Annotated in this window: 22 protein-coding genes; 10 read left to right on the top strand and 12 right to left on the bottom strand. The window is 71.6% G+C overall.

The genetic code is table 11. The features are described from left to right. Positions 1-6: 6 nt before the first annotated feature. The 5 genes from BKE41_RS23905 to BKE41_RS23885 form a co-directional block, all read right to left on the bottom strand. Entirely contained in the window at positions 7-561 is a 555-nt protein-coding gene (locus BKE41_RS23905) for a SiaB family protein kinase (protein WP_071000184.1), read from the bottom strand. Positions 562-753: 192 nt separating this feature from the next. Next, complete coding sequence (locus tag BKE41_RS23900) at positions 754-2,613, bottom strand: ABC transporter ATP-binding protein (RefSeq protein ID WP_059409789.1); 1,860 nt, start codon at positions 2,611-2,613, stop codon at positions 754-756. 2 nt (positions 2,614-2,615) lie between these two features. After that, entirely contained in the window at positions 2,616-3,548 is a 933-nt protein-coding gene (locus tag BKE41_RS23895) for an ABC transporter permease (RefSeq protein WP_012321500.1), read from the bottom strand. After that, positions 3,514-4,473 carry an ABC transporter permease gene (locus BKE41_RS23890; protein ID WP_012321499.1) on the bottom strand — a complete coding sequence of 320 codons (960 nt, stop codon included), beginning with the start codon at positions 4,471-4,473 and terminating at the stop codon, positions 3,514-3,516. Before BKE41_RS23890 ends, BKE41_RS23895 begins: the two co-directional genes overlap by 35 nt. A gap of 17 nt (positions 4,474-4,490) precedes the next feature. Next, on the bottom strand, positions 4,491-6,281 hold the full coding sequence (locus BKE41_RS23885) for a peptide ABC transporter substrate-binding protein (RefSeq protein ID WP_043074649.1): 1,791 nt from the start codon (positions 6,279-6,281) through the stop codon (positions 4,491-4,493). 320 nt (positions 6,282-6,601) lie between these two features. Here BKE41_RS23885 and BKE41_RS23880 point away from each other — a divergent pair, with 320 nt between their 5' ends. Further along, positions 6,602-8,023, top strand: a complete 1,422-nt coding sequence (locus tag BKE41_RS23880; protein ID WP_012321497.1) for a M20 family metallopeptidase — start codon at positions 6,602-6,604, stop codon at positions 8,021-8,023. Positions 8,024-8,035: 12 nt separating this feature from the next. Here BKE41_RS23880 and phnE (BKE41_RS23875) read toward each other — a convergent pair whose 3' ends face one another. The 6 genes from phnE (BKE41_RS23875) to BKE41_RS23850 form a co-directional block, all read right to left on the bottom strand. Then, complete coding sequence (gene phnE, locus BKE41_RS23875; RefSeq protein ID WP_012321496.1) at positions 8,036-8,851, bottom strand: phosphonate ABC transporter, permease protein PhnE; 816 nt, start codon at positions 8,849-8,851, stop codon at positions 8,036-8,038. Further along, positions 8,848-9,657 carry a phosphonate ABC transporter, permease protein PhnE gene (gene phnE, locus BKE41_RS23870; RefSeq protein ID WP_071000183.1) on the bottom strand — a complete coding sequence of 270 codons (810 nt, stop codon included), beginning with the start codon at positions 9,655-9,657 and terminating at the stop codon, positions 8,848-8,850. Before phnE (BKE41_RS23870) ends, phnE (BKE41_RS23875) begins: the two co-directional genes overlap by 4 nt. Next, positions 9,654-10,448: a phosphonate ABC transporter ATP-binding protein gene (phnC, locus tag BKE41_RS23865; protein WP_043074660.1), complete on the bottom strand. Its 795-nt coding sequence runs from the start codon at positions 10,446-10,448 to the stop codon at positions 9,654-9,656. The genes phnE (BKE41_RS23870) and phnC overlap by 4 nt, the downstream gene beginning before the upstream one ends. Positions 10,449-10,483: 35 nt before the next feature. Further along, on the bottom strand, positions 10,484-11,506 hold the full coding sequence (phnD, locus tag BKE41_RS23860; RefSeq protein ID WP_012321493.1) for a phosphate/phosphite/phosphonate ABC transporter substrate-binding protein: 1,023 nt from the start codon (positions 11,504-11,506) through the stop codon (positions 10,484-10,486). A gap of 183 nt (positions 11,507-11,689) precedes the next feature. After that, positions 11,690-12,217 (bottom strand): cytochrome P460 family protein, encoded by a 528-nt coding sequence (locus tag BKE41_RS23855; protein ID WP_012321492.1) that lies wholly within the window; start codon positions 12,215-12,217, stop codon positions 11,690-11,692. Positions 12,218-12,282: 65 nt separating this feature from the next. Then, positions 12,283-13,332, bottom strand: coding sequence for an alpha/beta hydrolase (locus BKE41_RS23850; protein WP_071000182.1), 1,050 nt, complete (start codon positions 13,330-13,332; stop codon positions 12,283-12,285). 203 nt (positions 13,333-13,535) lie between these two features. On the opposite strand from BKE41_RS23850, the gene BKE41_RS23845 reads away from it, so the two are divergent. Continuing rightward, positions 13,536-15,113, top strand: coding sequence for a winged helix-turn-helix domain-containing protein (locus BKE41_RS23845; RefSeq protein WP_071000181.1), 1,578 nt, complete (start codon positions 13,536-13,538; stop codon positions 15,111-15,113). Between the two features lie 28 nt (positions 15,114-15,141). On the opposite strand, the gene BKE41_RS23840 is transcribed toward BKE41_RS23845, so the two are convergent. Continuing rightward, on the bottom strand, positions 15,142-16,038 hold the full coding sequence (locus BKE41_RS23840; protein ID WP_012321489.1) for a LysR family transcriptional regulator: 897 nt from the start codon (positions 16,036-16,038) through the stop codon (positions 15,142-15,144). Between the two features lie 117 nt (positions 16,039-16,155). On the opposite strand from BKE41_RS23840, the gene BKE41_RS23835 reads away from it, so the two are divergent. The 8 genes from BKE41_RS23835 (at position 16,156) to BKE41_RS23800 (ending at position 25,686) form a co-directional block, all read left to right on the top strand. Continuing rightward, the gene (locus tag BKE41_RS23835) at positions 16,156-17,106 is read left to right on the top strand and encodes an NrtA/SsuA/CpmA family ABC transporter substrate-binding protein (protein WP_012321488.1); all 951 of its coding nucleotides are present in this window, start codon (positions 16,156-16,158) and stop codon (positions 17,104-17,106) included. Beyond that, complete coding sequence (locus tag BKE41_RS23830) at positions 17,103-17,963, top strand: ABC transporter permease (RefSeq protein WP_059409784.1); 861 nt, start codon at positions 17,103-17,105, stop codon at positions 17,961-17,963. Before BKE41_RS23835 ends, BKE41_RS23830 begins: the two co-directional genes overlap by 4 nt. Next, positions 17,956-18,738, top strand: coding sequence for an ABC transporter ATP-binding protein (locus tag BKE41_RS23825; protein ID WP_012321486.1), 783 nt, complete (start codon positions 17,956-17,958; stop codon positions 18,736-18,738). The genes BKE41_RS23830 and BKE41_RS23825 overlap by 8 nt, the downstream gene beginning before the upstream one ends. After that, entirely contained in the window at positions 18,738-19,652 is a 915-nt protein-coding gene (locus BKE41_RS23820; RefSeq protein ID WP_024828724.1) for a polysaccharide deacetylase family protein, read from the top strand. Before BKE41_RS23825 ends, BKE41_RS23820 begins: the two co-directional genes overlap by 1 nt. A gap of 149 nt (positions 19,653-19,801) precedes the next feature. Then, a complete protein-coding gene (gene atzF / locus BKE41_RS23815) occupies positions 19,802-21,607 on the top strand; it encodes an allophanate hydrolase (RefSeq protein WP_012321484.1) in 1,806 nt (601 codons plus the stop codon). A gap of 115 nt (positions 21,608-21,722) precedes the next feature. Next, positions 21,723-22,730, top strand: a complete 1,008-nt coding sequence (locus BKE41_RS23810; RefSeq protein ID WP_012321483.1) for a dienelactone hydrolase family protein — start codon at positions 21,723-21,725, stop codon at positions 22,728-22,730. A 491-nt stretch (positions 22,731-23,221) separates the two neighbouring features. Beyond that, positions 23,222-24,313, top strand: coding sequence for an acyltransferase (locus BKE41_RS23805; RefSeq protein WP_159392772.1), 1,092 nt, complete (start codon positions 23,222-23,224; stop codon positions 24,311-24,313). An 845-nt stretch (positions 24,314-25,158) separates the two neighbouring features. After that, positions 25,159-25,686, top strand: a complete 528-nt coding sequence (locus tag BKE41_RS23800) for a hypothetical protein (protein WP_071000744.1) — start codon at positions 25,159-25,161, stop codon at positions 25,684-25,686. Positions 25,687-25,759 lie beyond the last annotated feature (73 nt).

The following is a 25,759-nucleotide window of genomic DNA, read 5'->3' as shown; positions in this document are numbered from 1 at the left end:
CGATCCTCAGATGAAGGCCTTGAGGCAGAACAGGCTGCGCTCCGCGCCCAGATCCTGGAAGTCGTACTCGACAGGGGCGCTCGACCGGCGGGCGATCTCGATCAGTCCGATGCTCCCGCCGAGGCTGCCCTCGTCCGGCGGCTGGCGCAGCTTCTCGCGGTAGACCTTCTTGAGTTCGTCGCTCGACAGGGTGGCGATCTCGTCGAGCCGCTCGCGCAGCCGCGGGACCTCGGTCTTGCCGACCTCGTTGCCGCAGACCACGAAGAACCGTCCCTCCTCGGTGCCGACGGCGATCATGCCGGCGCTGACCCGGGCGGGGCCCGGCGGCTCGGCGGGCGCGACCTTGTCGGCCGAGTAGCGGATCACGTTCTGGGCCTGCTCGACGAAGATCGAGAAGACGCGCTTGGCGACGGCGGCGTCGGTCTCCTCGTGCTGCATGCGCAGCTTCAGCACTTCCCCGAGCGAGAACAGGATGTTCTCCGACAGATCTCCGCCGAACGACAGGATCACGCCGCTGCGCTTCGACGCCTCGTGGAAGGATCTGAAATCGCTCGCGCGCAAGGAAGCCTCTCGACCGCTTCGTCGCGGCAACACACCGCGTGTGTGGCGACCACATTAATGCGGGAATAATCAAAGCTTTCTTACCGGTACTGACCGGTTTCTGGGCAAGATTGCTCGTATAGTGAGCACGACAGCAAGCTTTACGCTGGATCCCGTCGCCGACCGCGCCTGTGAGCTTCGGGGCCGCCGGCCTCAGGCGGCCGCGCCCCGGAGGCTGCCCGCGTCCCAGTCGGCGCCCCAGTCCTGCACGACGTGGCCGGGCGCGACTTCCCGGTAGAGCCGCTCCGGCGCCACGTAGTCGGGGGCCCGGATCGGGCTGCGGATCTCGTCGTCCGGCAGGGCGTGGCGCGCGCCGCGCCGGGCCGGGTCCGGGACCGGCACGGCGGCCAGCAGCTTCTTGGTGTAGGGGTGCTGCGGGTTGCCGAAGATTGCGGCCCGGGGGCCGATCTCCACGATCTCGCCGAGATACATCACCGCCACCCGGTGGCTCACCCGCTCCACCACCGCCATGTCGTGCGAGATGAACAGGTAGGCGAGGCCGAGTTCCGCCTGGAGATCGAGCATCAGGTTCACGACCTGCGCCTTCACCGAGACGTCGAGGGCCGAGACCGCCTCGTCGGCGACGATCAGGCGGGGGTTCAGGGCGAGCGCCCGGGCGATGCAGATGCGCTGGCGCTGGCCGCCGGAGAACTCGTGCGGGAAGCGCCCGGCGGTCTCCGGGGGCAGCCCGACCCGGGCCAGCAGGTCCTCGGCGCGCCGCCGGGCCTCGCGGGGCGTCGCGAGGCGGTTGATCAGCAGCGGCTCCGCCACCGCCGCGCCGACGCTCAGGCGCGGGTCGAGGCTGGCGAACGGGTCCTGGAAGATCATCTGCATGCGCTGGCGGCGGGCGCGCAGGGTCTTCGGGTCGAGGCCGGTGACGTCCTCGCCGTCGAGCAGGACCGACCCAGAGAGCGGCTCGACGAGGCGCAGGATGGAGCGGCCGGTGGTGGACTTGCCGCAGCCGGACTCGCCGACGAGCGCCAGGGTCTCGCCGGCCGCGAGGCTGAACGAGACCCGCTCCACCGCGTGGACGCGGCCGGTCACGCGGCCGAGGAGGCCGGAGCGGATGTCGAACCGGGTGGTCAGGTCGCGCACCTCCAGCACCGGGCGCTCGGCGGCCCTGACGGTGTCGGGGGTCTCGGGCGTCGGTGCCGCCAGGCCAGTGGCCCGGTCGACCACCGGGAAGCGCATCGGGCGGGGCCGGCCCGCCATGGTCCCGAGGCGCGGGACCGCGGCGAGCAGCGCCCGCGTGTAGGGCTCGGCGGGGGCGTCGAAGATCCGCGCGGTCGGGCCGGCCTCCACGGCGCGGCCCCGGTACATCACCACGGTGCGGTCGGCGATCTCGGCGACCACGCCCATGTCGTGGGTGATGAACAGGACCGACATGCCCTCCTCGTCCTGCAGGCTCTTGATCAGGTCGAGGATCTGGGCCTGGATCGTGACATCCAAAGCCGTGGTCGGCTCGTCGGCGATGAGGAGCTTCGGCCGGCAGGCGAGCGCCATGGCGATCATCACCCGCTGGCGCATGCCGCCCGAGAAGCGGTGCGGGTACTCGTGCAGGCGCGACCGGGCGGCCGGGATCCGGACCTTGTCGAGGAGCCGCAGCGCCTCCGCCTCGGCGGCGGACCGCGACAGGCCCCGGTGCCGGATCAGCGCCTCGGCGATCTGGAAGCCGATCGTCAGGACCGGGTTCAGGGAGGTCATCGGCTCTTGGAAGATCATGGCGATGGAATCGCCGCGCACCCGGCGCATCTCGGCCTCGGGGGCGGCGAGCAGCTCGCGGCCCGCGAAGCGCACGCGCCCGCCGATGCGGCTCGCGTCCCGCGGCAGGAGGCGCAGGATCGACAGGGCGCTGACGCTCTTGCCGGAGCCGGATTCGCCGACGAGGGCCACGGTCTCGCGCGGGCCCACGTCGAACGAGACGCCGTGCACGACCTCGCGCCAGCGCCCGTCCGAGCGGAAGGAGACGGTGAGGTCGGAAACCGAGAGGATCGGGTCCACCGGATCTGCCATCGCTAGAGAACCCGCCGCGGGTCGAGGGCGTCGCGCAGGCCGTCGCCGATGAAGTTGATCGACAGCACGGTCAGGAAGATCGCGCCCCCCGGGAACAGCGCCCAGTGCGGGGCGACGTCGAGGTGGTCCTTGGCGTCGAACAGCAGCCGCCCCCAGGTCGGGATGTCGGGCGGGAAGCCGAGCCCCAGGAAGGACAGGGTCGATTCCGCGATGATCGCGGACGAGACCTCGATCGAGGCCGCCACGATCACCGGCCCCAGCGCGTTCGGCAGGATGTGGCGGCGCACGAGGTGCCCGGTCGTCGCGCCCTGCGAGCGGGCCGCCTCCACGAACTCCTTCTCGCGCAGGCTCAGGAACTGCGCCCGCACCAGCCGGGCGACCGGCATCCAGCGTAAGCCCCCGATCACCGCGACGATCATCAGGAACACGCCGCCCTGGCTGCCGAACACGGCCTTCAGGCTGTCGCGGAACAGGTAGATCACGAGGAGCAGCAGCGGCAGCTGCGGCAGCGACAGGAACAGGTCGGTCAGCCACATCAGCACCGGGTCGAGGAACCGGCGCGACATGCCGGCGAGCGCGCCGACCAGCACGCCGATCAGGCTCGCCACCGCCATGGCGGCGAAGCCGACCGCGAGCGAGATCCGCCCGCCGTAGATCATCCGGGCGAGCAGGTCCTGGCCGAGATCGTCGGTGCCGAACGGGTGGTCCCAGGACGGACCCTGGAGCTGGGCCGCGAAGTCGATGTCGTCGATGGCGACCGGCCAGAGCAGGCCGCCGAACACCACGCCGGCGACCAGGAGCGCCAGCACGCCGACGCTGGCGAGCGCCAGCCGGTGCCGCCGGAAGCGCCGCCACGTCTCCCGCCCCGGCGAGGCCGGCGCGCGGGCGACGGGCACCGCCTCATCGGAGGGCGATGCGAGGGTCGAGCCAGCCATAGAGCAGGTCCGCGACGAGGTTGAACAGGATGACGAGGCCGGCGAACACGAAGGTCACGGCCATCACCACCGGTGTGTCGTTGGCCAGCATGGCGTCGATCAGCAGCGAGCCGATGCCGGGAATCCGGAAGATCTGCTCGGTGACGATGGCGCCGCCGAATACCGCCGGGATCTGGAGGGCGACGAGCGTCACCACCGGGATCAGGGCGTTGCGGGCGATGTGCCGGCGGGTCACCGTGCCCTCGGTCAGGCCCTTGGCCCGGGCCGTGGTGACGTAGTCGAGGCGGGCGACGTCCAGCGCCGAGGCGCGGACGTAGCGGGTGTAGGAGGCGGCCTGGAAGAATCCCAGCACCGCCACCGGCATGATCGCCTGCCGGACATTCGCCCAGATCCAGGGCAGGCCGGAGCCCGGCAGGTCGGCCTGGTAGACGAAGGGCAGCCAGCCGAGCTTGATCGAGAACAGCAGGATGAACAGCAGGCCGGTGAAGAAGGTCGGCAGCGAGAAGCCCACGAAGGCCAGCGTGTTGGCGACCTGGTCGGCGAGCGAGTAGGGCCGGCGCGCCGCGGTGAGGCCCACCGGGATCGCGATCAGCAGCGCCAGGACCTGGGAGGAGCCGACCACGAACAGGGTCGTCGGCAGCCGCTGCAGGATCAGCGTGTCGACGTTCACCCGGCTCGCGAAGGAGAAGCCCCAGTCGCCCTGCAGCATGGCGGTGAGCCAGTGCAGGTAGCGGGTGAGGATCGGGTCATCGAGGCCGAACTTCACCCGCAGGGCCGCCCGCACCTCCGGGGGCACGTTCGGGTTGCTGGCGAGCTCGCCGAACGGGTCGCCCGGCGCGAGCGCCAGGACGGTGAACAGGATCAGGCTGATGCCGAGCAGGCTCGGGATCGCGATCAGGAGGCGTCGCAGGATGTAGGCGCCCATGGCGCTCAGGCTCCCGCTCAGGCCTCCCTGTACCAGTCGGGCAGGAACGACAGGTCGTTGTCCCAGCCGCTGCGGGGCGCCGTGAGCGTGGCGCCCACCGCCGAGACCTCGGCGCGGTGGATCAGCGGCAGCACGTTCTCGGACACCGCGAGGTCGTTGCAGGTGATCAGGAGCGCCGCGCGCTTGACCGGGTCGAGCTCGCTCTGGGCGGCGTTGTAGGCCTTGTCGTAGGCGTCGTTGCGCCAGCGCACGACGTTGCGGCCCTGCCACTTGTTGGCCTTCTGGGCCACCTCCCAGGAGGCGTACATCAGCAGCCAGATCGCCGGATCGGCCTGCGTCATGCTGTAGGCGTACATCTCCATGTCGGCGTAGAAATGCGTGCAGGTGTCGGGGTTCGCCGGGTCGGAGGAGAAGAACACCGAGCCGGTCACCGATTTCAGCTCGATCTCGATGCCGGCCTTGGCGGCCGCCTGCTTGATGATCGCCTGGGTCTTCTGGCGCGGCGCGTTGATCGAGGTCTGGAAGACGAGCTTCAGCTTCTTGCCGTCCTTGGCGCGGATGCCGTCGGAGCCCTTCTTCCAGCCGGCCTCGTCGAGGAGCGCGTTGGCCTTGGCCGGGTCGAAGGCGAAGCTCGTGTTCTTGGAGACGAAGCGCTCCGGGCCGTTGACCGTGTTGGCGGTGGGCTTGCCGGTGCGGCCGTAGATGTAGGTCTGGATCGACTTGCGGTCGACCAGCAGGTTCATCGCCTGGCACACCTTCGGGTCGGAGAAGGCGGGGTGCTTCGTCGTGATCGAGGCGCGCTCGCCGTCGACCTCGACGTTCGGGTCGGTGGCGTTGAGCAGCAGGAACTCGAGCTTGCCGCCGTAGACCACGTCGACCCGGCCCTTGCCGCCGGTCTCCAGGCGCTTGAGCACCTCGTCCTCGATCAGCATGTTCCAGGCGTAGTCGTACTCGCCGGTCTGGAGCACGGCGCGGGCGGCCGAGACCGCGTCGCCCCCGCCCTTCATCTCGACCGTGTCGAAGTAGGGCCGGTTCGGCAGGTGGTAGTCCGGGTTGCGCTCGCCGCGGACGATGTCGCCGGGCCGGAACTCCACGAACCGGTACGGGCCGGTGCCCACGGGGGCGAGGTTCTGCGGCGCGTCCCGGGACTTGGCGCCGCTGTACGGGCCGAACAGGTGCTTCGGCAGCACCATCCCGACGATGCCCACGAAGGCGTCGCACCAGTAGGGCGTCGGCTTGTCGAACAGCACCCGGACGCTGAGGTCGTCGACCTTCTCGACCTTGCAATCCTTGTAGGACCCGGCCGTCACCGCCGCGGTGGCGGGGTCGCGGGCGTACTCCCAGGTGAAGACGAGGTCGTCGGCGGTGAGCGGCTTGCCGTCGTGCCACTTCACGCCGGGCTTGAGCGTCCAGACCACCGAGCGGCCGTCAGCGGCGAGCGCCCCGTTCTCCTTGGACGGGATCGCGGCGGCCAGAACCGGCACGAGGTTGCCGTCCGCGTCCCAGGCGGCGAGCGGCTCGTAGAAGATCCGCGAGGCGTCCTGGTCCTTGGTGCCGATGGCGAAATGCGGGTTGATCAGCGTCGGCGCCTGCCACCAGAGCAGCTTGAGCGCGCCGCCGCCGCCGGCCTTGGTCGGCTTGTAGCCGGACCGGATATCGGCCGCCATCGCGACACCGTTCCCGGCCAGCATCAGCCCGGCCATGGGCGCGGTGAGGCCGACAGCCACCATCCGCTGCACGAAGGCCCGCCGCGACAGGCGACCGTCCTTCACCCGCCCGATGAGGCCGCGCAGATCCCGCTCGTCCATGTACGCATCCCGTTTACCGCCGTGACAGGCACAGCAACATTCCGGCAGCGGCCTTGGCAAGGGGCGGGCCAGTGACGGTTCAATCGGAACGTGTTGACGGACGCTTGGTTCGGGCAGGAGCATGGCCTGGGCGGTGCATACGGTCAGGCAGCAGCAGCGCTCGCGCCGCATCCGTCCTTGCGAGCGGAGCGAAGCGAGCCAGCGGCGCCACGCTTCCCGAGGGCGCGCAACCCTGGGTCGCTTCGCTGCGCTCGCGATGACGGCGCGGAGGCCGCTATGGTGGCGCGACCTCGATGCGCAGCTTTCCCGGAGACGACACGATGGACAACCGCAACGCCGTGTGGCGCCACGTCGACGCGCAGTCGGAGCGGCTGATCGCCCTGTCCGAGCGGGTCTGGGGCATGCCGGAGGTCTGCTACACGGAAACGCGCTCCTGCGCCGAGCACGTCGCCGAGCTGCGCCACCAGGGCTTCCGGGTCACGGAGGCGGTCGCCGGCATTCCCACTGCGGTCATGGGCGAGGCCGGGGACGGCGGGCCGGTCATCGCGTTCCTGGGCGAGTACGACGCCCTGCCGGGCCTGTCGCAGGAGGCGGGCGTCGCCGAGCACCGGCCGGTGGAGGCGGGCGGCCACGGCCACGGCTGCGGCCACAACCTCCTCGGCTCGGCGGCCTTGCTCGCCGCCACCGCCCTGAAGGACTGGCTCGCCGAGACCGGCACGCCGGGCCGCGTGCGCTACTACGGCTGCCCGGCGGAGGAAGGCGGCGCCGCCAAGGCGTTCATGGTCCGCGCCGGCGCCTTCGCGGACGCCGACATCGCGATCTCCTGGCATCCGGGCAGCTTCTGGGAGGTGGCGCCGCCGGTCGCCCTCGCCAACACCCGGGCCGACTTCGTCTTCACCGGCCGCACCGCCCACGCGGCGGCCGCGCCCCATCTCGGGCGCTCGGCGCTCGACGCCGTCGAGCTGATGAGCGTCGGCGTGAACTACATGCGCGAGCACATGCCGTCCGACGCGCGGGTGCACTACGCCTATCTCGACGCCGGCGGCATCGCGCCGAACGTCGTCCAGGCCGGCGCGACGGTGCGCTACTCGATCCGGGCCCGCGACCTGCCGGGCATGCTGGCGCTGGTCGAGCGGGTGAAGAAGATCGCGCAGGGCGCCGCCCTGATGACCGAGACCGCGGTCGAGGTGCGGATCGTCAGCGCGGTGTCGAACCTGCTGGCCAACGATCCCCTGGAGCGGGCGCTGCACGACGTCATGGAGGAGCTCGGGCCGCCGCATTTCGACGAGGCCGACCGGGACTTCGCCGGGCAGATCCGGGCGACGCTCACCGACGGCGACATCGACGCCGTGTTCCGCGCCATCGGGATGCCGCGCACCGAGGCACCGCTCGCCGATTTCCTCGTCCCCCTCGACGCGCCGCGCAACCCCGCGGTCGGGTCCACCGATGTCGGCGACGTCAGCTGGGTGGTGCCGACCGTCCAGGCCCACGCGCCGACGGTGGCGATCGGCACGCCGTTCCACACGTGGCAGGTGGTGGCGCAGGGCAAGACACCGGCGGCCCACAAGGCGATGGTGCAGGTCGCCAAGGCGATGGCCGCCACCGGCGCCCGGGCGCTGACCGACGCGGCCCTGCGCGACGCCGCCAAGGCGGACCTCGCCCGCCGGGTCGGCGCGGCGGGCTACGTCTCGCCGCTTCCGCCGGAGGTCGAGCCGCCGCTCGGCATGTCGCTGGGGCGCTGACGGGCCCCCGTCTCAGAGCGTCCGGGCGCGGAGCGCCGTCACGACGATCTCGGCCAGGATGACGACGCCGAAGATCGCGGCGAGCACCACGGCGACCTGGTCCCAGTAGAGCAGGTTCAGGGCGGTATCGAGCGCGACGCCGATGCCGCCCGCGCCGACCAGCCCGAGCACGGCGGATTCGCGGATATTGATGTCCCAGCGGAACAGCGCGATCGACCAGAAGGCCGGCTTCACCTGCGGCCAGTAGCCGAGCAGCAGCGTCGACATCCGGCCGGCGCCCGCGGCCTGCAGGGCCTCGATCGAGCCGCGATCGGCCTCCTCCAGCGCCTCGGCGAACAGCTTGCCGGTGAAGCCGACGGAGCGGAGCGCGATCGCGAGGGTCCCGGCCAGCGGCCCCGGGCCGAACACCGCCACGAACAGCAGCGCCCAGACCAGGGAGTTCACCGAGCGCGAGGTCACGAACACGAACTTGGCGAACAGGTTCAGCGCGCGGTTGGGCGCGACGTTGCGGGCCGCCATCAGCCCGATCGGCACCGCGATCGCGATGGCGATCAGGGTGCCGAGCGTCGCGATGTGGAGCGTCTCCACCAGCGCCCGCAGCGTCGGGCCGACATAGCCGGCATCCATCGGCCACATCCGGCCGAACAGGTCGGCCAGCTGGTCGGGGGCGTCGTAGAGGAATTCAGGGATCACCTCGATGGTGCGCAGGCTCGCCACGAAGGCCGCCACCGCGCAGAGCGTGAAGGCGAGCCGCGCCAGCCGCTTCCACAGGGGGAAGCGCTGCCAGCGGCGCGGGCCGGCGGAAGCGGGCGCGAGGGCGACGCTCAATGGAACACCTTGCGGGCCCAGCCGGAGACGATCTCGGCCACCATGATCAGGGCGACGATGACGATCAGGATCGCCAGCACCACGTCGAAGTCGAAGCGCTGGTAGGCGGTGAACAGCGTCGCGCCGATGCCGCCGCCGCCGACGATGCCGACCATGGTCGAGTTCCGCAGGTTGGAATCGAGCTGGTAGGTGGCGAAGCCGATGAAGCGCGGCAGCACCTGCGGCTGCACGCCCATGATCAGGGTCGACAGGAAGCCGGCGCCGGTCGCCCGCACGGCCTCGACCTGCTTCAGGGAGATCTCCTCGATCGCCTCGGCGAACAGCTTGGCGATGAAGCCCACCGAGGCGACGATCAGCGCCATGACGCCGGCGAGCGCCCCGAAGCCGATCGCCTTCACGAACAGGATCGCCACGATGATCGGGTGGAACGACCGGCAGAGCGCGATCAGGACGCGGGTCGGCCACGTCACCCAGGGCGGCATCAGGTTGCGGGCCGCCAGGAAGCCGATCGGCAGGGCGACCGCGATGCCGGCCACCGTGGCGATCACGGCGATCTGCAGGCTCTCGACGATCCCCGACTGGATCAGCTCCCAGCGGGAGAAGTTCGGCGGGAACATCCGCGCCAGGAATTGCCGCCCGTGGGCGAGGCCGCCGGCGAAGCGCTCGGGGGAGAAGCCGAGCTGGGTCGCCGCGTAGACCGCGTAGACGGCGAGGAGCGCCCAGCCGGCGCGGGCGGTCCAGTTGGGCCGGAACGCGACGCGGTCGGGGGAAGCGTCCGGGGAGGCCGGGCGGGCGGGCGTGCTCATTCGAGCCAGTTCTCGCCGCCGTAGATGCCGCGCAGGTCGGCCTCGCTCAGCCGGTCCGGCGGCCCGTCATAGACCACGTGCCCGCCCGACATGCCGACGATCCGCGCGGCGAAGCGCTGGGCGAGCGCCACGTTGTGGATGTTGACCACCACCGGCACGCCGCGCTCGGCCGCGAGCCGGGACAGGATCTCCATGATCTCCACGGAGCTCTTCGGGTCGAGGGACGAGGTCGGCTCGTCGGCGAGCACGATCTCGGGCTCCTGCATGATCGCCCGGGCGATGCCGACGCGCTGGCGCTGCCCGCCCGACAGGGCGTCGGCCCGGCGGGTGGCGAAACCCGACAGGCCGACCGCGTCGAGGAGGTCGAAGGCGCGGGCGATGTCCGCCTCGGGGAAGCGCCGCAGCCACGCGCGCCACGCCGGCACGTAGCCGAGGCGGCCGCAGAGCAGGTTCTCCATCACCGAGAGGCGCTCGACCAGGTTGTACTCCTGGAACACCATCCCGATCCGGCGCCGCGCCCGGCGCAGGGCGGGGCCGGAGAGCCGGGCGAGGTCCTCGCCGCGGAACAGGATCTCCCCCGAGGTCGGCTGGACCAGGCGGTTGATGCAGCGGATCAGGGTGCTCTTGCCGGTGCCGGACGGCCCGATGATCGCCGTGAGCCCGGTGCCGGGCACCACGAGGTCGATGCCCTTCAGGACCGGCTGCCCGGCCCGGTACGCCTTGGTCAGCCCGCGGATCACCAGCGCGCGCGGATCCTCCGCCCGGGGTTCGCCGTCGGGTCCGGCCGCCACCGCGCGCGCGGCGCGTCCCGCCGTCACCGCTCGCGTCACGGCTTGGGCGCGCCCGCGGCCTTCTTGCGGGCGGCCTCGGCCTCGCGGGCGGCCTCGCGCTCGTAGGCGGCCTTGTTGTACGGCGTGCCCGATTCCTCCGCGACCTTGCGGACGATCGCCCAGTCCTTGAGGTAGGTGATCGGCGCGAACCGGTCGTCGCCCTCGAAATCCTTCACCATGTCGGGCGGGAAGCGGAAATCGTAGAAGCACTGCTTCAGCTTCTCGGCGAGTTCCGGCTTGAGATCGTGGGCGTAGGCGAAGCCCGAGGTCGGGAACTTCTCGCTCGTGTAGATCACCCGGTAATCGTCGCCCTTGATCGTGCCGCGGGCGACCATCCGGTAGAACACGTCCGAGGCCACCGGGGCGGCGTCGTAGTCGCCGGTGCCGACGCCCAGCGCCGACTTGTCGTGGCCGCCCGAGTAGATGAGCTTGTAGTCCTCGCCGGGCTTCAGCCCCTGCTCGGGAAACAGCGCCTTGGGCGCGAGGTTGCCGGAATTCGACGACGGCGCCGTGTGGGCCACGCGCTTGCCCTTGAGGTCGGCCAGCGTCTTGTACGGGCTGCTCGCCTTCACCACCACGATCAGGTTGTAGCCCTCGGCGCCCTTCTCGGTGCCCTTGGCGGCGAACGGCACCGCGCCGGCCATGTTCACCGCGAAGCCGAGCGGGCCGGTCGAGAAGCCCGCCACCGTGAGCCGACCCGAGCGCATCGCCTCGATCTCGGCCGAGTTCGACTGGACCGGGTAGTAGACGACGCGCTTGCCCGTGCACTGGCTCAGGTAGGTCGTGAACGGCTTGAACGAGTTCTCGTAGACCGCGGGATCCTCCACCGGCGTGTAGGCGAAGACGATCACGCTCGGGTCGCGGGTCTTGGCCGGGACGTCGGCGACGAGGTCCTTGTTGGCGTCGCAGTAGGCGTCGTCGAGCTGGCCGCGGTTGGGGCACTCGTCGGCCCTGAGGGGCGACGGGAAACCGAAGCCGCAGAGCAGCGCCAGGGCTGCGCCGTATCGGGCGATCGTCACGCGCTATCCTCCCTGCGGGGCCGTGCCTCGGGCCGGCGCCGTCATGTCCCGCCCGGTCCGGGCCGAGCTTGAGCCGGCAAAGGTGTAGGCGCCGGCTGACGGGAGACGCAAGGCGCGGCATCGAGCGGAAGTTGAGGGAAGCGGCGCGCTGACAGGGCGCCGCGGCCGTCCGGGCAGCCCGCGTCAGGGCGCGAGCCGCGTGAACACGTAGTCGTGGTCCCGGACATTCGCGCTGTGGCAGGCGAAGCAGGTCTCGTGCTGGGCCGCGTCCGCGGGTTTGCCGTCGACGAAGCGCCCGAACCCCCAGCCGCCCGTCGCCGCGTAGCGCCGCGAATCCTTCACCATGACCTGGATCGTCGTGGCGCCGCCGGGCACGAAGGCCGGGGCGAACTCCGCCGACGGCACCCGTGTCCAGGCGCGCTTCACCAGCACCGTCCCGTCCGGGAACGGCAGGGTGCCGGACCGGTAGGCGTCGAGCGCCCGCGCGTTGCCGACGACCGCGCGCAGCTCGTCGAGGGCCCCGGTCTCCTGCGCGACGCCGACGAGCTGCCAGTCGCGGTACCCGTCCGGGACGGTGACGCCGTAGATCGGCGAGGCCGCCGGGACGGTCCCCGCCTCCACGGCGCGCACCGCGGAGCCGGCGAAGAATGGGCCTGCAGAGAGCAGGCCGGCAGCGAGCAGGGCCGGCAGCGCGACAGCCAGGAACCGCATGGCAACCTCCGTCATCGTCTCGGGATGGTCGTGTGTCCGGGGATGACCCGGCCGCGCCGGCGCGGTCAGGCCGCGGCCGCGTCGATCACCGCCTGCGCGAAGGCGCGCGGGGCCTCCTGCGGCAGGTTGTGGCCGATCCCGCCGGTGATCAGCCGGTGCGCGTAGCGCCCGGTGAACTTGGCCGCGTAGCTGGCGGGTTCGGGATGCGGGGCGCCGTTCGCGTCGCCCTCCAGGGTGATGGCCGGCACGCCGATCGTGGGCGCCTCAGCGAGGCGGCGCTCCAGCGCGTCGTACTGGCGCTCGCCTTCGGCGAGGCCCATCCGCCAGCGGTAATTGTGGATGACGATGCTGACGTGATCCGGGTTGTCGAGGGCCGGGGCGCTCCGCGCGAAGGTGGCGTCGTCGAAGCGCCAGCGCGGCGAGGCGGTCTGCCAGATCAGCCTGGCGAAGTCGGCGCGGTAGGCCTCGTAGCCGGCCCGCCCCCGGCTGGTGGCGAAGTAGAACTGGTACCACCAGGACAGCTCGGCCCGCGGCGGGAGCGGCTTCTTGCCGGCCTCCTGGTTGCCGATCAGGTAGCCGCTGACCGCCACCAGCGCCCGGCACCGCTCCGGCCACAGCGCCGCGACGATGTCGGCCGTCCGCGCGCCCCAGTCGAAGCCGCCCAGGATGGCCTGGGGGATCTTCAGGGCGTCCATCAGGGCGATGACGTCCACCGCGAGTGCCGCCTGCTCGCCGTTCCGGACCGTGTCCGATGCCAGGAAGCGGGTGGTGCCGTAGCCACGCAGGTACGGCACGATCACCCGGTGCCCGGCCGCCGCGAGGATCGGCACGACCTCCGCGAAGGCGTGGATGTCGTAGGGCCAGCCGTGAAGCAGGATGACCGCCGGCCCGTCGGCGGGACCGGCCTCGACGTAGCCGACGTCGAGCACGCCGGCCTCGACCTGCTTCAGGACGCCCGGCATGACGCCGGGGACCGGGGCGCCGGGGGCCGGGGCACCCTGCGCCCGCGCGGTCCCGCCGACGCCGAGTTCGGCGAGGGCGGCGGTGGCTACCGCGCTCTTCAGGAGGCGGCGGCGGCTCCAGGCGGATGTGTCGGGATCGGTCTCGCGGGCCATGGACGGCTCCCTCGTCGGAAAGTCTTCGATGGAGCGAAACCTATCCCGATGTTCGACACCGCGCTTTGAGAGGGCCTTGAGGACACCTTCAGAGGCCCATGATTTATGCCCGCCCGGGCCCGTGCTAGAGCGCCCTCCGCCGCGGAGACCGGTTCGGTGAGCAGGGCGCGGAACGCGGACATAGCCCCGCCCAGGAACGCCCCGTGATCTACCGGTTCGGACCCTTCACCCTCGATTCCGCCCGGCGCGAGCTGAGCCGGGACGGCGCGGAGATCGCCGTCGAGCCGCAGGTCTTCGACCTCCTGCGCGTGCTCATCGAGCGGCGCGACCGGGTGGTCAGCCGCGACGACCTGCTGGAGGCGGTCTGGAACGGGCGCATCGTCTCCGAGGCGACACTCGGCAGCCGGATCAACGCGGCCCGGACGGCGATCGGCGACACGGGAACCGGGCAGCGCTGGATCCGGACCCTCCCGCGCAAGGGCGTGCGCTTCGTCGGCGCCGTGCGGGAGGCCGCATCGGAGGTCTCGCCCGGGATCGCTCCGGAAGACGCGGCGGAGCCGGGCGTCACGTGGCGCGCCGGGCCGCGCTTGCCCGCGGTGGCGGTCCTGCCCTTCACCAACATGAGCCCGGATCCGGAGCAGGACTACTTCGCCGACGGGATGACCGAGGAGATCATCACGGCGCTGTCCCGCGTCAGCGGCCTGTTCGTGATCGCGCGCAACTCGACCTTCACCTACCGGGGCGCGGCGATCGACGTGCGCCGGGTCGGGCAGGAGCTCGGCGTCGGCTACGTGGTCGCGGGCAGCGTGCGCCGCGGCGGCTCGCGCCTGCGCATCACCGGCCAGCTGGTCGATGCCGGGACCGGCGCCCATCTCTGGGCCGACAGCTTCGACGGCGGTCTCGACGACGTCTTCGCCCTGCAGGAGCGGGTCGCCGCGCGCGCCGCCGCCGCGATCGAGCCGACCCTCCAACTGGCGGAGATCCGCCGGCTCGGCCGCGACGCGCCCGCCCATCCGGACGCCTACGACCGGCTGCTCCGGGCCAACGCCCGGCTCGCCGACTTCACCGCCGCCGGCATGGCGGCCGCGCTCGATCACCTGGACGAGGCCCTGGCGCTCGACCCGGGCTACGCACCGGCGATGGCCGCGGCGGCCTATTGCCGGGCGCAGTGCCACTTCCAGGGCTGGATCGCGCAGGGCGAGGCGGAGCGCGCGGCGGCCGTGCGGCTGGCCTGGGGCGCGGTCGAGCGCGCGCCCGGGGACGCGCAGGTGCTGTGGATGGCGGCCTTCGCGGTCTGGAACATGTCGGAGACCGGGCGGGAGCGGGCGCGCGACCTGTTCGGCCGCGCGCTGCTCGTCAACCCGAACTCCGCCCTGGCGCTCACCCTCGCGGGCTGGATCGAGACCATGTGCGGCCGCGCCGAGGCGGGACGCGCCATGGTCGAGCGGGCGCTGCAGCTCAACCCGCGGGATCCGCGCGGCTGGCTGATGTCGGGCGTGATGGCGGTCGCGGCGGTGAGCGAGGCCGACTATCCCGAGGCGATCCGGTGGGCCGAGCGGGCGCTGGCGCAGAACCGGCGCTTCGCCGTCGCCCTGCGGGCGCTCGCCGTGGCCCATGTCGGGCTCGGCCAGCCGGAGCGCGCCCGGCAGGCGGTCGCCGAGCTCCTGGAGATCGAGCCCGAACTGACGGTCTCGGGCTTCCTGGCGCGGATCCCCTTCCCGGTCGCCGCGCTGGGGCAGCGATACGCCGAGGCGCTGGCCCTTGCCGGCCTGCCCGCCTGAGCGGGGCGACGGTCAGGCCCCTTCCCGTTCAGGTCCCTTCCCGGTTGAGCCGGACGACGAGCTGGTCGGCGAACTTGGCGGCGGCCACCGAGAGCGAGCGCCCGCGCAGCTGCGCCAGGACCAGCGTCATCGGGGTGAGATCGCGGGTGTCGATCGGCCGGCTGTGGAGGCGCGGGTCCTCCGGGATGCCGCTGGGTACCTGCAGGCTGACCACGTCCTCCCGCAGGGTGAGGTTGCGCAGGAACTCAAGCGAGCCCGACTCCACCACGGGCCGCAGCTCGACGCCCCGCCGGGCCAGCGCGTGCTCGATGTGGTGGCGGATGGCGAGCGACCGGTCGGGCAGCGCGAGGGCGTGCGCGAGGCAGTCGCGCAGGCGCACGGGCCCGCGTTCCGCCGCCAGCGCGTGGCCCCGGCGCATCAGCGCGCACAGGGTCTGGTGGCCGGCATAGAGCGGGTGCAGCTCCGCCGAGGGCGGCGGCTGCAGGATCAGGGCGAGGTCGGCCTCGAAAGCCGCCAGGGCGGTGACCGCCTGGGCGTGGTCGCGGACCTGCACGGTGAAGCCGACCTGCGGAAAGCGGGCGCGGTAGGCCTCGACCTCCTCGGGCACCACCTGGGTGACGAAGGCCTGGCTGCAGGCGAGCGCCACATGCCCCCGCCGCACGCCCGACAGGTCGGCGATCTGCGAGCGGACCCGGTCGAGATCGGCCGCCTGGTCGCGGATGTGCCGGGCGAAGAGCTCGCCGGCCGCGTTGAGCCGCATCCCCTGCGGCAGGCGCTCGAAGATCGGCGTGCCGAGCTCGTACTCGAGATCCTGGATCTGCCGGGTCAGGGCCGAGGGCGTGAGGTTCAAGCGCTCCGCGGCGCGCCGGATCGAGCCGGCGCGGGCGACCTCGGCGACGTAAGTGACGGTGCGCAGGTGCTTCACGCCCGCACCCTGCCCGACCGTTGCCCGCGAGGCAACGGTACGCTCAGAAAATAGCACTTCCTCGCAACAGGTGGTGCCCGTAGCGTCGGCACATCGGGACCCTGCAGGAGCCGTTCGATGATCCGCCGCCGCACCCTCCTGGCCGGTCTCGGGGCCGGCCTCGCCCTCGGCCCCCTGGCCCGGGCCCGCGCCCAGGGCGCCCCCATCACGATCCGGATGGGCTCGCTCAAGCTGATCCACTCGATCGCGCCGAGCTTCTACGAGCGCTTCACCCCCGCGGGCGTGAAGGTCGAGGTCGTGCCCTTCGAGAGTCCCACCGAATGCAAGAATGCGGTGGTCACCAAGTCGGTGGATTTCGGCACGTTCGGCATCGCCGCCGCGACGCTGGGCGCGGCCGCCGGCGAGCCGCTCGTGGTCATCGCCTCCACCTGCAACCGCGGGATGGCGGTGATCGCCAAGAAGGGCTCCGATATCCGCGCCATCAAGGACCTGCGCGGCAAGCGCGTCGCGATCTGGCCCGGCAGCACCCAGGAGGTCTTCGTCCTAGAGCGGATGCGCATGGAGGGCCTCTCGGTGAAGGACATCACCCCCGTGCGCGTCTCCTTCTCGGAGATGCACATCGCGCTCGCCCGCGGCGACGTCGACGCCTATGTCGGCGCCGAGCCGGGCCCCGGCGTCAGCCTCGCCTCGGGCGTCGGCCAGCTCGTCGAGTACCCCTACGGCACCGAGATGGGCGCGCTGAACATGGTGTTCGGCGCCCACCGCGACACGGTCGCCGAGCGCCCCGACCTCGTCCGGACCATGCTGGAGATCCACCGCAAGGCGACGGACTTCGCGGCCGGCGACCGCGACGCGATGATCGCCATGGCAGTGGCGAAGCTCGGGCAGAAGCGCGAGGCGCTCGAGCTCTCGGCCCCGAACGTCGAGCTGACCTGGCGCCTCGGGCCGAACGAGGTCCGACAGGCCGACGCCTACGCGCAGCACATGCTCGCCCTCAAGCAGATCAAGCGGCTGCCCGAGCCGGGGTTCATCGACACCCGCTTCGTCGACGCGCTGGGGCGGGCGTGAGCACCGGGATCGAGGCCGGCGCCCTGCCGGCGGCGGTGACGCCGGGCCCCGCCCGCCGGGCTGGATCCGGGCCCGGGCTCGCCCACCTGCGCCGGCTGGCGCTCGCCTGCGTGGTGCCGGCCGCACTCGTCGCGGTCTGGCAGATCACCACCGCGGGCCGGCCCTACAGCCTGATCCCGCCGCCCGCGGAGGTCTGGGCGGAGATGCGGGACCTCGCCGTCGGCGGCGTCAACGACGACGCGTTCAGCGGCACGCTCTGGACCCATCTCGCGGCGTCGCTGAGCCGGGTCTACGGCGGCTTCGCGCTGGCGGCGGCCGCCGCCCTGCCGCTCGGCCTGCTGATCGGCCGCGTTCCGCTGATCCGGGCGCTCCTCGACCCCGCGCTTCAGGTCCTGCGCCCCGTTCCGGTCACCGCGTGGCTGCCGCTGGCCATGATCCTATTCGGCCTCGGGCCGCGCTCGGCCTTCTTCCTCGTGTTCCTCGGGGCGTTCTACCCGATCCTGGTCAACACCGTGTTCGGGGTCCGCTCGGTGGAGCCGCGCCTGTTCGAGGCTGCCGCGATGCTGGGCTGTACCGGCCCGGCGCAGTTCGTCCGGGTCGTGTTGCCGGCGGCGCTGCCGTCGATCTTCACCGGCCTGCGGCTCGGCCTCGGCTTCGCCTGGGTGGTGATCGTGGTCGGCGAGATGACCGGGGTCCAGACCGGCCTCGGCGCGATCATCATGGAGGCGCGCCAGCTCTCGCGCACCGAGATCGTGATCTGCGGCATGGCGGTGATCGGGGTCGCGGGCTTCGTCTCCGACTGGCTGGTCATGCAGCTGGGCCGCCGGCTGCTCGCCTGGAGCCCCAACCATGGCTGACCCCACGATCCCGATCCTCGACATGCGCGCGGTCTCCAAGACCTACGCGGCGGGCGGCCGCCGGACCGAGGCCCTGCGCGAGGCGAACCTCACGGTGTCCCGCGGCGAGTTCGTCTGCCTGCTCGGCGCCTCGGGCTGCGGGAAGTCGACGCTGCTGCGGGTCGCCGCCGGCTTCGAGGCCCCGAGTTCCGGGCAAGCCCTGATGTGGGGCAAGCCGATCGCGGGGCCGGGGCCGAGCCGCGGGATGGTCTTCCAGGATTACGGCCTGTTCCCGTGGCTCACCGTGCGCGACAACATCGGCTTCGGCCCGAAGGCGCGCGGGCGGCCCGCCGCCGAGGTGCGCGACACCGCCGAGCGCTACATCGCCCTGGTCGGCCTCCAGGCCTTCGCCGACGCCTACCCGCACCAGCTCTCGGGCGGCATGAAGCAGCGCGTCGCCATCGCGCGGGTGCTCGCCAACGAGGCCGAGGTCGTGCTGATGGACGAGCCCTTCGGGGCCCTCGACGCCATGACTCGCGAGCGGCTGCAGGACGAGCTGCTCGACCTGTGGTCGCGGACGGGGCTGACGATCCTGTTCGTCACCCACGCCATCGAGGAGGCGATCTTCCTGGCCGACCGCATCGTGATGATGTCGCCCGGCCCCGGCCGGATCGAGGCGATCCATCCGGTCGAGCTGCCGCGGCGGCGCGACGTGTCGAGCCCGGCCTTCAACGACCTGCGCCGGATGCTCGCGGCCCAGCTCCACAGCCACCACGCCCCGCGGGCCGCTGCCTGATGGACACCGCCCCCGACGATCCCCGCCGGCCCGAGAACCGCCTCGCCTACCGCGCCGCCGTGGACCGGCCGCGCCTGACGCTGCCCGGGGGCCGGCACGTCGCCGTCTGGCCGGTGGTCAACGTCGAGCACTGGCTGATCGACCACCCGATGCCGCGCCAGATCCTGGTGCCGCCGACCGCGGCCAGCCTGCTGCCGGATATCCCGAACTGGGCGTGGCACGAGTACGGCATGCGGGTCGGCTTCTGGCGGTTCCTCGAGGCGTTCGAGAGCCGGGGCATCCGCCCGACCCTGTCGATCAACGGCTCGGTCTGCACGGCCTATCCGCGCATCGCCGAGGCCGCCCACGCGGCCGGCTGGGAGTTCATGGCCCACGGCTTCCACCAGGTCCCGACCCACAGGGTCGCGGACCAGCCGGAGATGATCGCCCGCACCGTCGCAGCGATCACCGGAACCACGGGGCGCCCGCCGCGCGGCTGGCTGGGGCCGGGCCTCACCGAGACCCTCGACACGCCCGACCACCTGCGCGCGGCCGGGCTCGAGTACGTCGGCGACTTCGTGGTCGACGATCGCCCCTGCCGGGTGGCGACGCGCACGGGCGACCTCGTCGCCCTCCCCTACTCGGTCGAGCTCAACGACATCCCGCTGCTGGCCATCCAACACCACCGGGCCGACGAGTTCGTGGAGCGGGCGCTCGCCCATCTCGACCGGCTCGCCGCCGAGGCTGCCGGCTCCGGCCCCCTCGGCGGCGCCAAGGTGATGGGCTTCGCGATCCACCCCTACATCACCGGCGTCCCGCACCGGATCCACCTGCTGGAGCGGCTGCTCGACGCCATCCTGGCCCGCGACGACGCGGTGTTCATGCAGGGGGTCGAGATCCTCGACTGGTACCGCGCCACCGGCGACGCATCCTGAGCCGTCCGGGCGCATCGGGCCGCGGGGGAGGACGACCGTGCGATCCACCGCTGCACCTCGAGATGCGGGCGCGGGCAGGGCCTAGCCCCCCGCGCGCCGAATCCCCTCGCGCGCGAACTTGTCTGCCGACCTGAGAACGAGGAGCCGCCGTGCCCCCCTTCCCGACGATCCCGCTCCTGCACGCGGCCTACGCCGACGGCCTCGACCCGCGCGCCGTCGTGGCCGAGGCCTACCGGCGGCTCGCCGCGGTGGACGATCCCGGCATCTTCCTCGCGCTCGTCCCGGAGGCGGACGCCCGGGACGCCGCGGCGGCGCTCCCGCCCTTCGACCCCGCTACGATGCCGCTCTGGGGCGTGCCCTTCGCCGTGAAGGACAACATCGACGTCGCCGGCCTGCCGACCACCGCCGCCTGCCCGGACTTCGCCCACACCCCCGCCGAGACCGCACCCGCGGTGGCACGGCTCCGCGCGGCGGGCGCGATCCTGATCGGCAAGACCAACCTCGACCAGTTCGCCACCGGGCTGGTCGGCCTGCGCACCCCCTACCCGGCCCCGCGCAACGCGATCGATCCGGCCTACGTGCCCGGCGGGTCCAGCAGCGGCTCCGCCGTGGCGGTGGCCCACGGGATCGTCGCCTTCGCGCTCGGCACCGATACGGCGGGGTCGGGCCGGGTGCCGGCGGCGCTCAACAACGTCGTCGGGCTGAAGCCCTCCCTCGGGGCGATCTCCAGCCGCGGGATGCTGCCGGCCTGCCGGACCCTCGACACGCTCTCGGTCTTCGCCGGCACCGTCGCGGACGCCGACGCGGCCTTCCGGGTCATGCTGGGTCCGGACGGGGCCGATCCCTGGTCGCGGGCCCTGCCGGTGCCGGCCGCCCCCGCCGGCCTGCCGCCGGGCCTGCGCCTCGGGCTCCCGGACGCGGCGAGCCTCCGCTTCGGCGGCGACGGGCTCTCGGAGGCGGCCTTCGCGGCGACGGTCGCCGATCTCGAAACCCTCGCCGGGGCGGCGGCGCCGGTGGATCTCGCGCCGATGTTCGCCGTCGCGGCCCTGCTCTACGACGGCCCGTGGGTCGCCGAGCGCTACGCGGCGATCCGTGCGGTGATGGAGACGCGCCCCGAGATCCTGCACCCGACGACGCGGACGGTCATCGCCGCCGCCGAGCGCCACAGCGCCGCGGACGCCTTCGCGGGCCTCTACCGCCTCGCGGCGCTGCGCCGGGAGGCGGACGCGGTCTGGGACCGGATCGACGTCCTCGCCGTGCCGACCTACCCGCGCCCGCAGACCTGCGCGGCCCTGGCGGCCGACCCGATCGGGCCGAACAGCGAGCTCGGCACCTACACCAACTTCGTCAACCTGCTGGACTGGTGCGCCCTGGCGGTGCCGGGGCGGCCCCGCGCCGACGGCTTCCCCGCCGGGATCACCCTGCTGGCGCCGCGCGGCTCGGACGGGCTGCTCGCCGCCCTGGGCGCGCGCCTGCACGCGGCGTCCGCGCCGCGGATCGGCGCGGGCACGATCCCGGTGCCGACGGCGGAGCCGGGACCGGCCGCGGCCGGACCGGACGCGATCGAGCTGGCGGTCGTCGGGGCGCATCTCTCGGGGCTGCCGCTGAACCGCGAGCTCGCCGGGTGCGGCGCGCGCTTCCTGCGGGCGGTGCCGACCGCGCGGGACTATCGCCTCTACGCCCTGCCGGGCGGTCCCCCGCAGCGCCCGGGCCTGCTTCGGGTGGCGGCCGGCGAAGGCGCCGCCATCGAGACCGAGGTGTGGGCCCTGCCGCCCGCCGCGTTCGGACGCTTCGTCGCCGCCATCCCGGCGCCGCTCGGGATCGGCACCCTGCGGCTCGCCGACGGTACGGCGCCCAAGGGCTTCCTGGTCGAGCCGGCCGGCCTCGACGGGGCGGCCGAGATCACGCGCTTCGGCGGCTGGCGCGCCTACCTGGCCGACCGCGCGGCCGCGTAGCCTCCCGGGCCCGGGACTGACATCGGCCGCCGAAGGGAAACCGGCTCCGGCCCGTCACGCGGGGACAGGGCGCCCGCGCCGCTGCTAGGCTGCCGCCCGGTGGCGGAGGGCTCCGATGCAACGACCGATCCTGTTCCTGGCGGCCTGCCTGCTGGCCGGCATCCCGCGGGCGGTCTCCGCCGGGCCCGCGCCGGACGGCGTCGCCGATCTCGGCAGCTACGCCACCCGCGTGGAGATTCACCCTTTCGAGAGCCTGACGTTGACCGACCGGCAGTTCCTCACCGGCACGTCCGAGGGGGCGAAGCCGGTCACGGTCGCGGGGCTCCTGCGCGTCGCCAAGGCGGGGACGGAGCGCCTGCCGACCGTGATCCTGATGCACGGCTCCGGGGGCCTGGGCGGGAACATCGAGTTCTGGCAGCGGGCGCTGGCGGCGCGCGGGATCTCGACCTTCGCCATCGACGGGTTCACCGGGCGCGGCCTGACCAGCGTCAACACCGACCAGAGCCTCCTGGCGCGCACGAACCTCATCCTCGACATCTACCGGGCGCTGGGCGTGCTGGCCCGGCATCCGCGGGTCGACCCGGCGCGGATCGCCGTGATGGGCTTCTCGCGCGGCGGGCAGGCCGCGCTCTACGCGAGCCTCAAGCGCTTCGACGCGGCCTGGAACCGCTCCGGCGTCACCCCCGCCCTCTACCTACCGGTCTATCCGGACTGCTCGATCCGGTTCCGGGACGACACCGCCGTCGTGGACCGGCCGATCCGGATGTTCGGGGGCAGCGGCGACGACTACAATCCCGCCGCGACCTGCGCGGCCTACGCGGAGCGTCTGAAGGCGGCCGGCGCCGATGTCGACCTCACCGTCTATCCCGGGGCGCAGCACGTCTTCGACAACCCGACCGGGCCGAGCCAGCCCGTGGTCGCCAGGGGCGCGCAGACCGTCCGCGCCTGCGCGATCCGCGAGGCGGCGGACGGCGCCCTCGTCGAGGGCGCGAACGCCGCGCCGTTCACCTATGCCGACCCGTGTGTGCAGCGCGACCCGCATATCGGCTCCGACGCCGCCGCCCGCGCCGCGGCCCTGTCGCGCGTCTCGGAGGCGCTCGACACGGCTTTCCGGGCGCGGTGAAGGACGCCGCGCAGCGCCGCGTCCTTGCCTGATCCTGCGGGCAGAGCCGCCGCGGGATCCGCCGCGTTGTCGCTGCCGCGGGCAACAGGACGATCAAACTGGGCGGCTCGCTCACGCTGCAGGTTTGAAGGCCCGAGACCGACGCCCAGCCGCTCTGCAGAGCCGTCCGACTCTCCCGGTGCAGCGACAGGACTCCCTGCCTGAACCTCGGCGATGCCGGTCGATCCGGGGCTTCAGCCTGCTTCCGTGCCAACCCGCTCAAGGTCCAGCGGATCGAGCCGGACGCGTCGCCGACACGAGACGGCCGCAAAGCCCAAACATAATGCAAATTGTGGCCCTATAGGCGCGGAAACGCCCAAAAAGGTGACTGTTCGCGGTAGGGAATCCGGCGAACGTCCCTGCTGCCCGAATTCGCCGAGACGATCGGATCGTTCCCTGTGCCGCGTGACACGATCGAACACCGGCGGACCGAAGTGTGGACTCCCTCTCTCATGAGTACCCTTGCCCCGCGTGTTGAGAGAGGCGCCCGCAGGAATAATTTCGGCTCTCTTCGGATCGCACTCGCTCTGTTGGTCATTATCGGACACGCGCCGGAACTGATCGACGGCGATCGCGCGCGCGACTTCCTGGTACGGATCACCGGCAGCTTCTTCTCGGGAGACTTGGCCGTTGACGGCTTCTTCCTGATCAGCGGCTACCTCATCACGAAGAGCCTCCAGTCCTCACGATCGTTGAAGAGTTATCTGTCCCGGCGCATCGCGCGCATCTATCCCGGATTCATTGCCGCGTTCATTGTATCGATACTGCTCTTTGGAAGCCTGTCGGGCGGATCACTGAGCGACATTCCGGTCGTCAAAAGTGTCACGAAGCTCTTCATTCTCGGTCTGCCTGTCGTCCCAGGCGCGTTTGCCGGCCTGCCGCATCCGGACCTCAACGGGTCGATGTGGACCATCTCGTACGAGTTCCGCTGTTACGTGCTCGCGATCGGTATCGGCGCCCTCTCGACGCTCGCCGGACGGCGTTACTGCCTCGCGATCATCGTCGGGCTCGGCATCCTCTACGGCTTCCGTCACGCGGTGCCAGACATACCGCACGGAAGCCCCATCTTCGGCAGCTCGAGCGCAACGATCCGGTTGACCTTCATCTTCCTCATCGGATCTGCGTTCTACCTCTGGCGGGACGTCATCCCTCTGACGGGGCGCGGAGCTCTACTGGCGCTGATTTCCTGTACGGGCCTCCTGTTTGTCCCTCCTCTGGCAGAGCCGGCCTTCGCGATCTTCGGCGGCTACCTGATCTTCTGGTATGCGCTGGCAACGCCTGCCAATCGCCTGAGCCAGTGGGTCGACCGCACGGATCCGAGCTATGGTCTGTACCTCTACGCGTGGCCGACGCAGAATCTCCTCATTCAGAAGATTCCAGGGATCACGCCACTTCTGTTGATCGTTTTGACCATACCGATCGCGTTCTGCTTCGGGATCCTGAGCTGGCACTGGATCGAGCGGCACTTCGTGCGGCGGCGCAACGCGGGTAACCCGAACTTCATCTGCGCTGACCCGGACGCTCTGCTCCCCAGGCTCCGCTAGGAACCGGCCTTTCCAGGCTCCGGCCCTTCGTCACCGACGATGCGCGAATCCGAACGGGGTGTTCCCGCACGGGGCAGCGGCGCTCCGCACAGGGCAGTCCTGATCGCGGCGCTTTCGCGTGAAGGCCGGCCCGCAAGAGGGGCCGCCCGGGCGATCGCTCGCGCCTGGCGGGCAGCCAGCCAATGCGCCCGCGCGAGGAACCTTCGGGGTCCTCGGTCGAGACGGCTCGGCTCGCTCCGAGATCTCGACAGGACGAACAACGCCCGATGATGCGCTCGCCGACCGGGTCCTCCCGCTGTGTGCGGCGCGTCGTCCGTTTCAACAGACCGCATCTCGTATCCTAGCCCATGTCCTGTGCACCGTCGGACTGTCCTGATCCCGTGTCCGGCGAGGCCAGTGGGCGGATGTGTTTCGATGGCGAGCCGCCCGATCCGGCCAGAACTGGACCGGCCCACCATCTGAGAGCCCGTTCTGGCAGGGCATGACATCGTCCGCGCGGAGCCTCCCAGGCGTGCCTGCTCGGTACAACGAAGTCACTCAATATTACTTCCACACGATCTCGCAATTTCAGAATTCAAGCGAGAGAAATTTTCATAGCATTACTTTACAACGACTTTAACGATGACAATCGCAGCGGGAAATTACGCCAGAATCCGTCGCCGCGAACCGACCCACCTCAAGACTGGTTCCGCCAAGAACGGTTGCCGAAATTCGTACTACTTTCGGCTATTTCAGACCATGGGTACTGCCATGAGCAGTTTATAAGGGTTGGACTCGGGCGTGCCAACACTGGTATGCCGGGTCCGAGCTTGGCTAGAATGGCCGGGCGCAGCGCGAGGGCGGCCATGGCTTTCAGACGTATCGGAACGCTCGCGGTGGTGCTGACATCGAGCGCGTGCTCGCATGCGCCGCCGATGCCGACCGCCTACAGCGCCTTGCCGCCCCTCACAGCGACACCCGCCGCAGCCGCGTCGACGGGACCGCTCGTGGACGCCGCCGCGCCGCGTGCTGATGCCGATATCGGTCCACCGCCCGTCATCATTCCCGGCACGCTGAAGCTCAGGGATGCGGAGATCGGCCAGCGCGGCGTGAATCCTCTGGCGGTGCTCGATTCCTCGATGCGCAACCGCATGAGCTGGAAGAGTCTCCATCCGGAGAATCTGACGAAGCCGCCGATCTATTCCGGCCTGTCCCGGATGGCGAACGGTGTCGACGTCGGAGAGACCTCAGCCACACGGAAAGACAACATCCCCGGTTTCGACCGAGAGCTCGCCACGAAGCGGATCATGTCGGAGTACAATCGCGAAGCGGCTATGGCAGCGCTCCTGAAGGGCGGCCGGGACGCTTCGAAGAGCGTATGCTCTGGATGCTAGCGTCGCCCTCCGACGCGGCCGGGGCGGTGGACGGCGAAGTCTCGATCACGATCAGGAAGCGTCTGGCGCGCTC

Source organism: Methylobacterium sp. C1 (assembly GCF_001854385.1).
GTDB lineage: Bacteria > Pseudomonadota > Alphaproteobacteria > Rhizobiales > Beijerinckiaceae > Methylobacterium > Methylobacterium radiotolerans.
The sequence above is the reverse complement of the archived record's forward strand: the minus strand, read 5'-3'. Positions and strand labels throughout refer to the sequence as shown.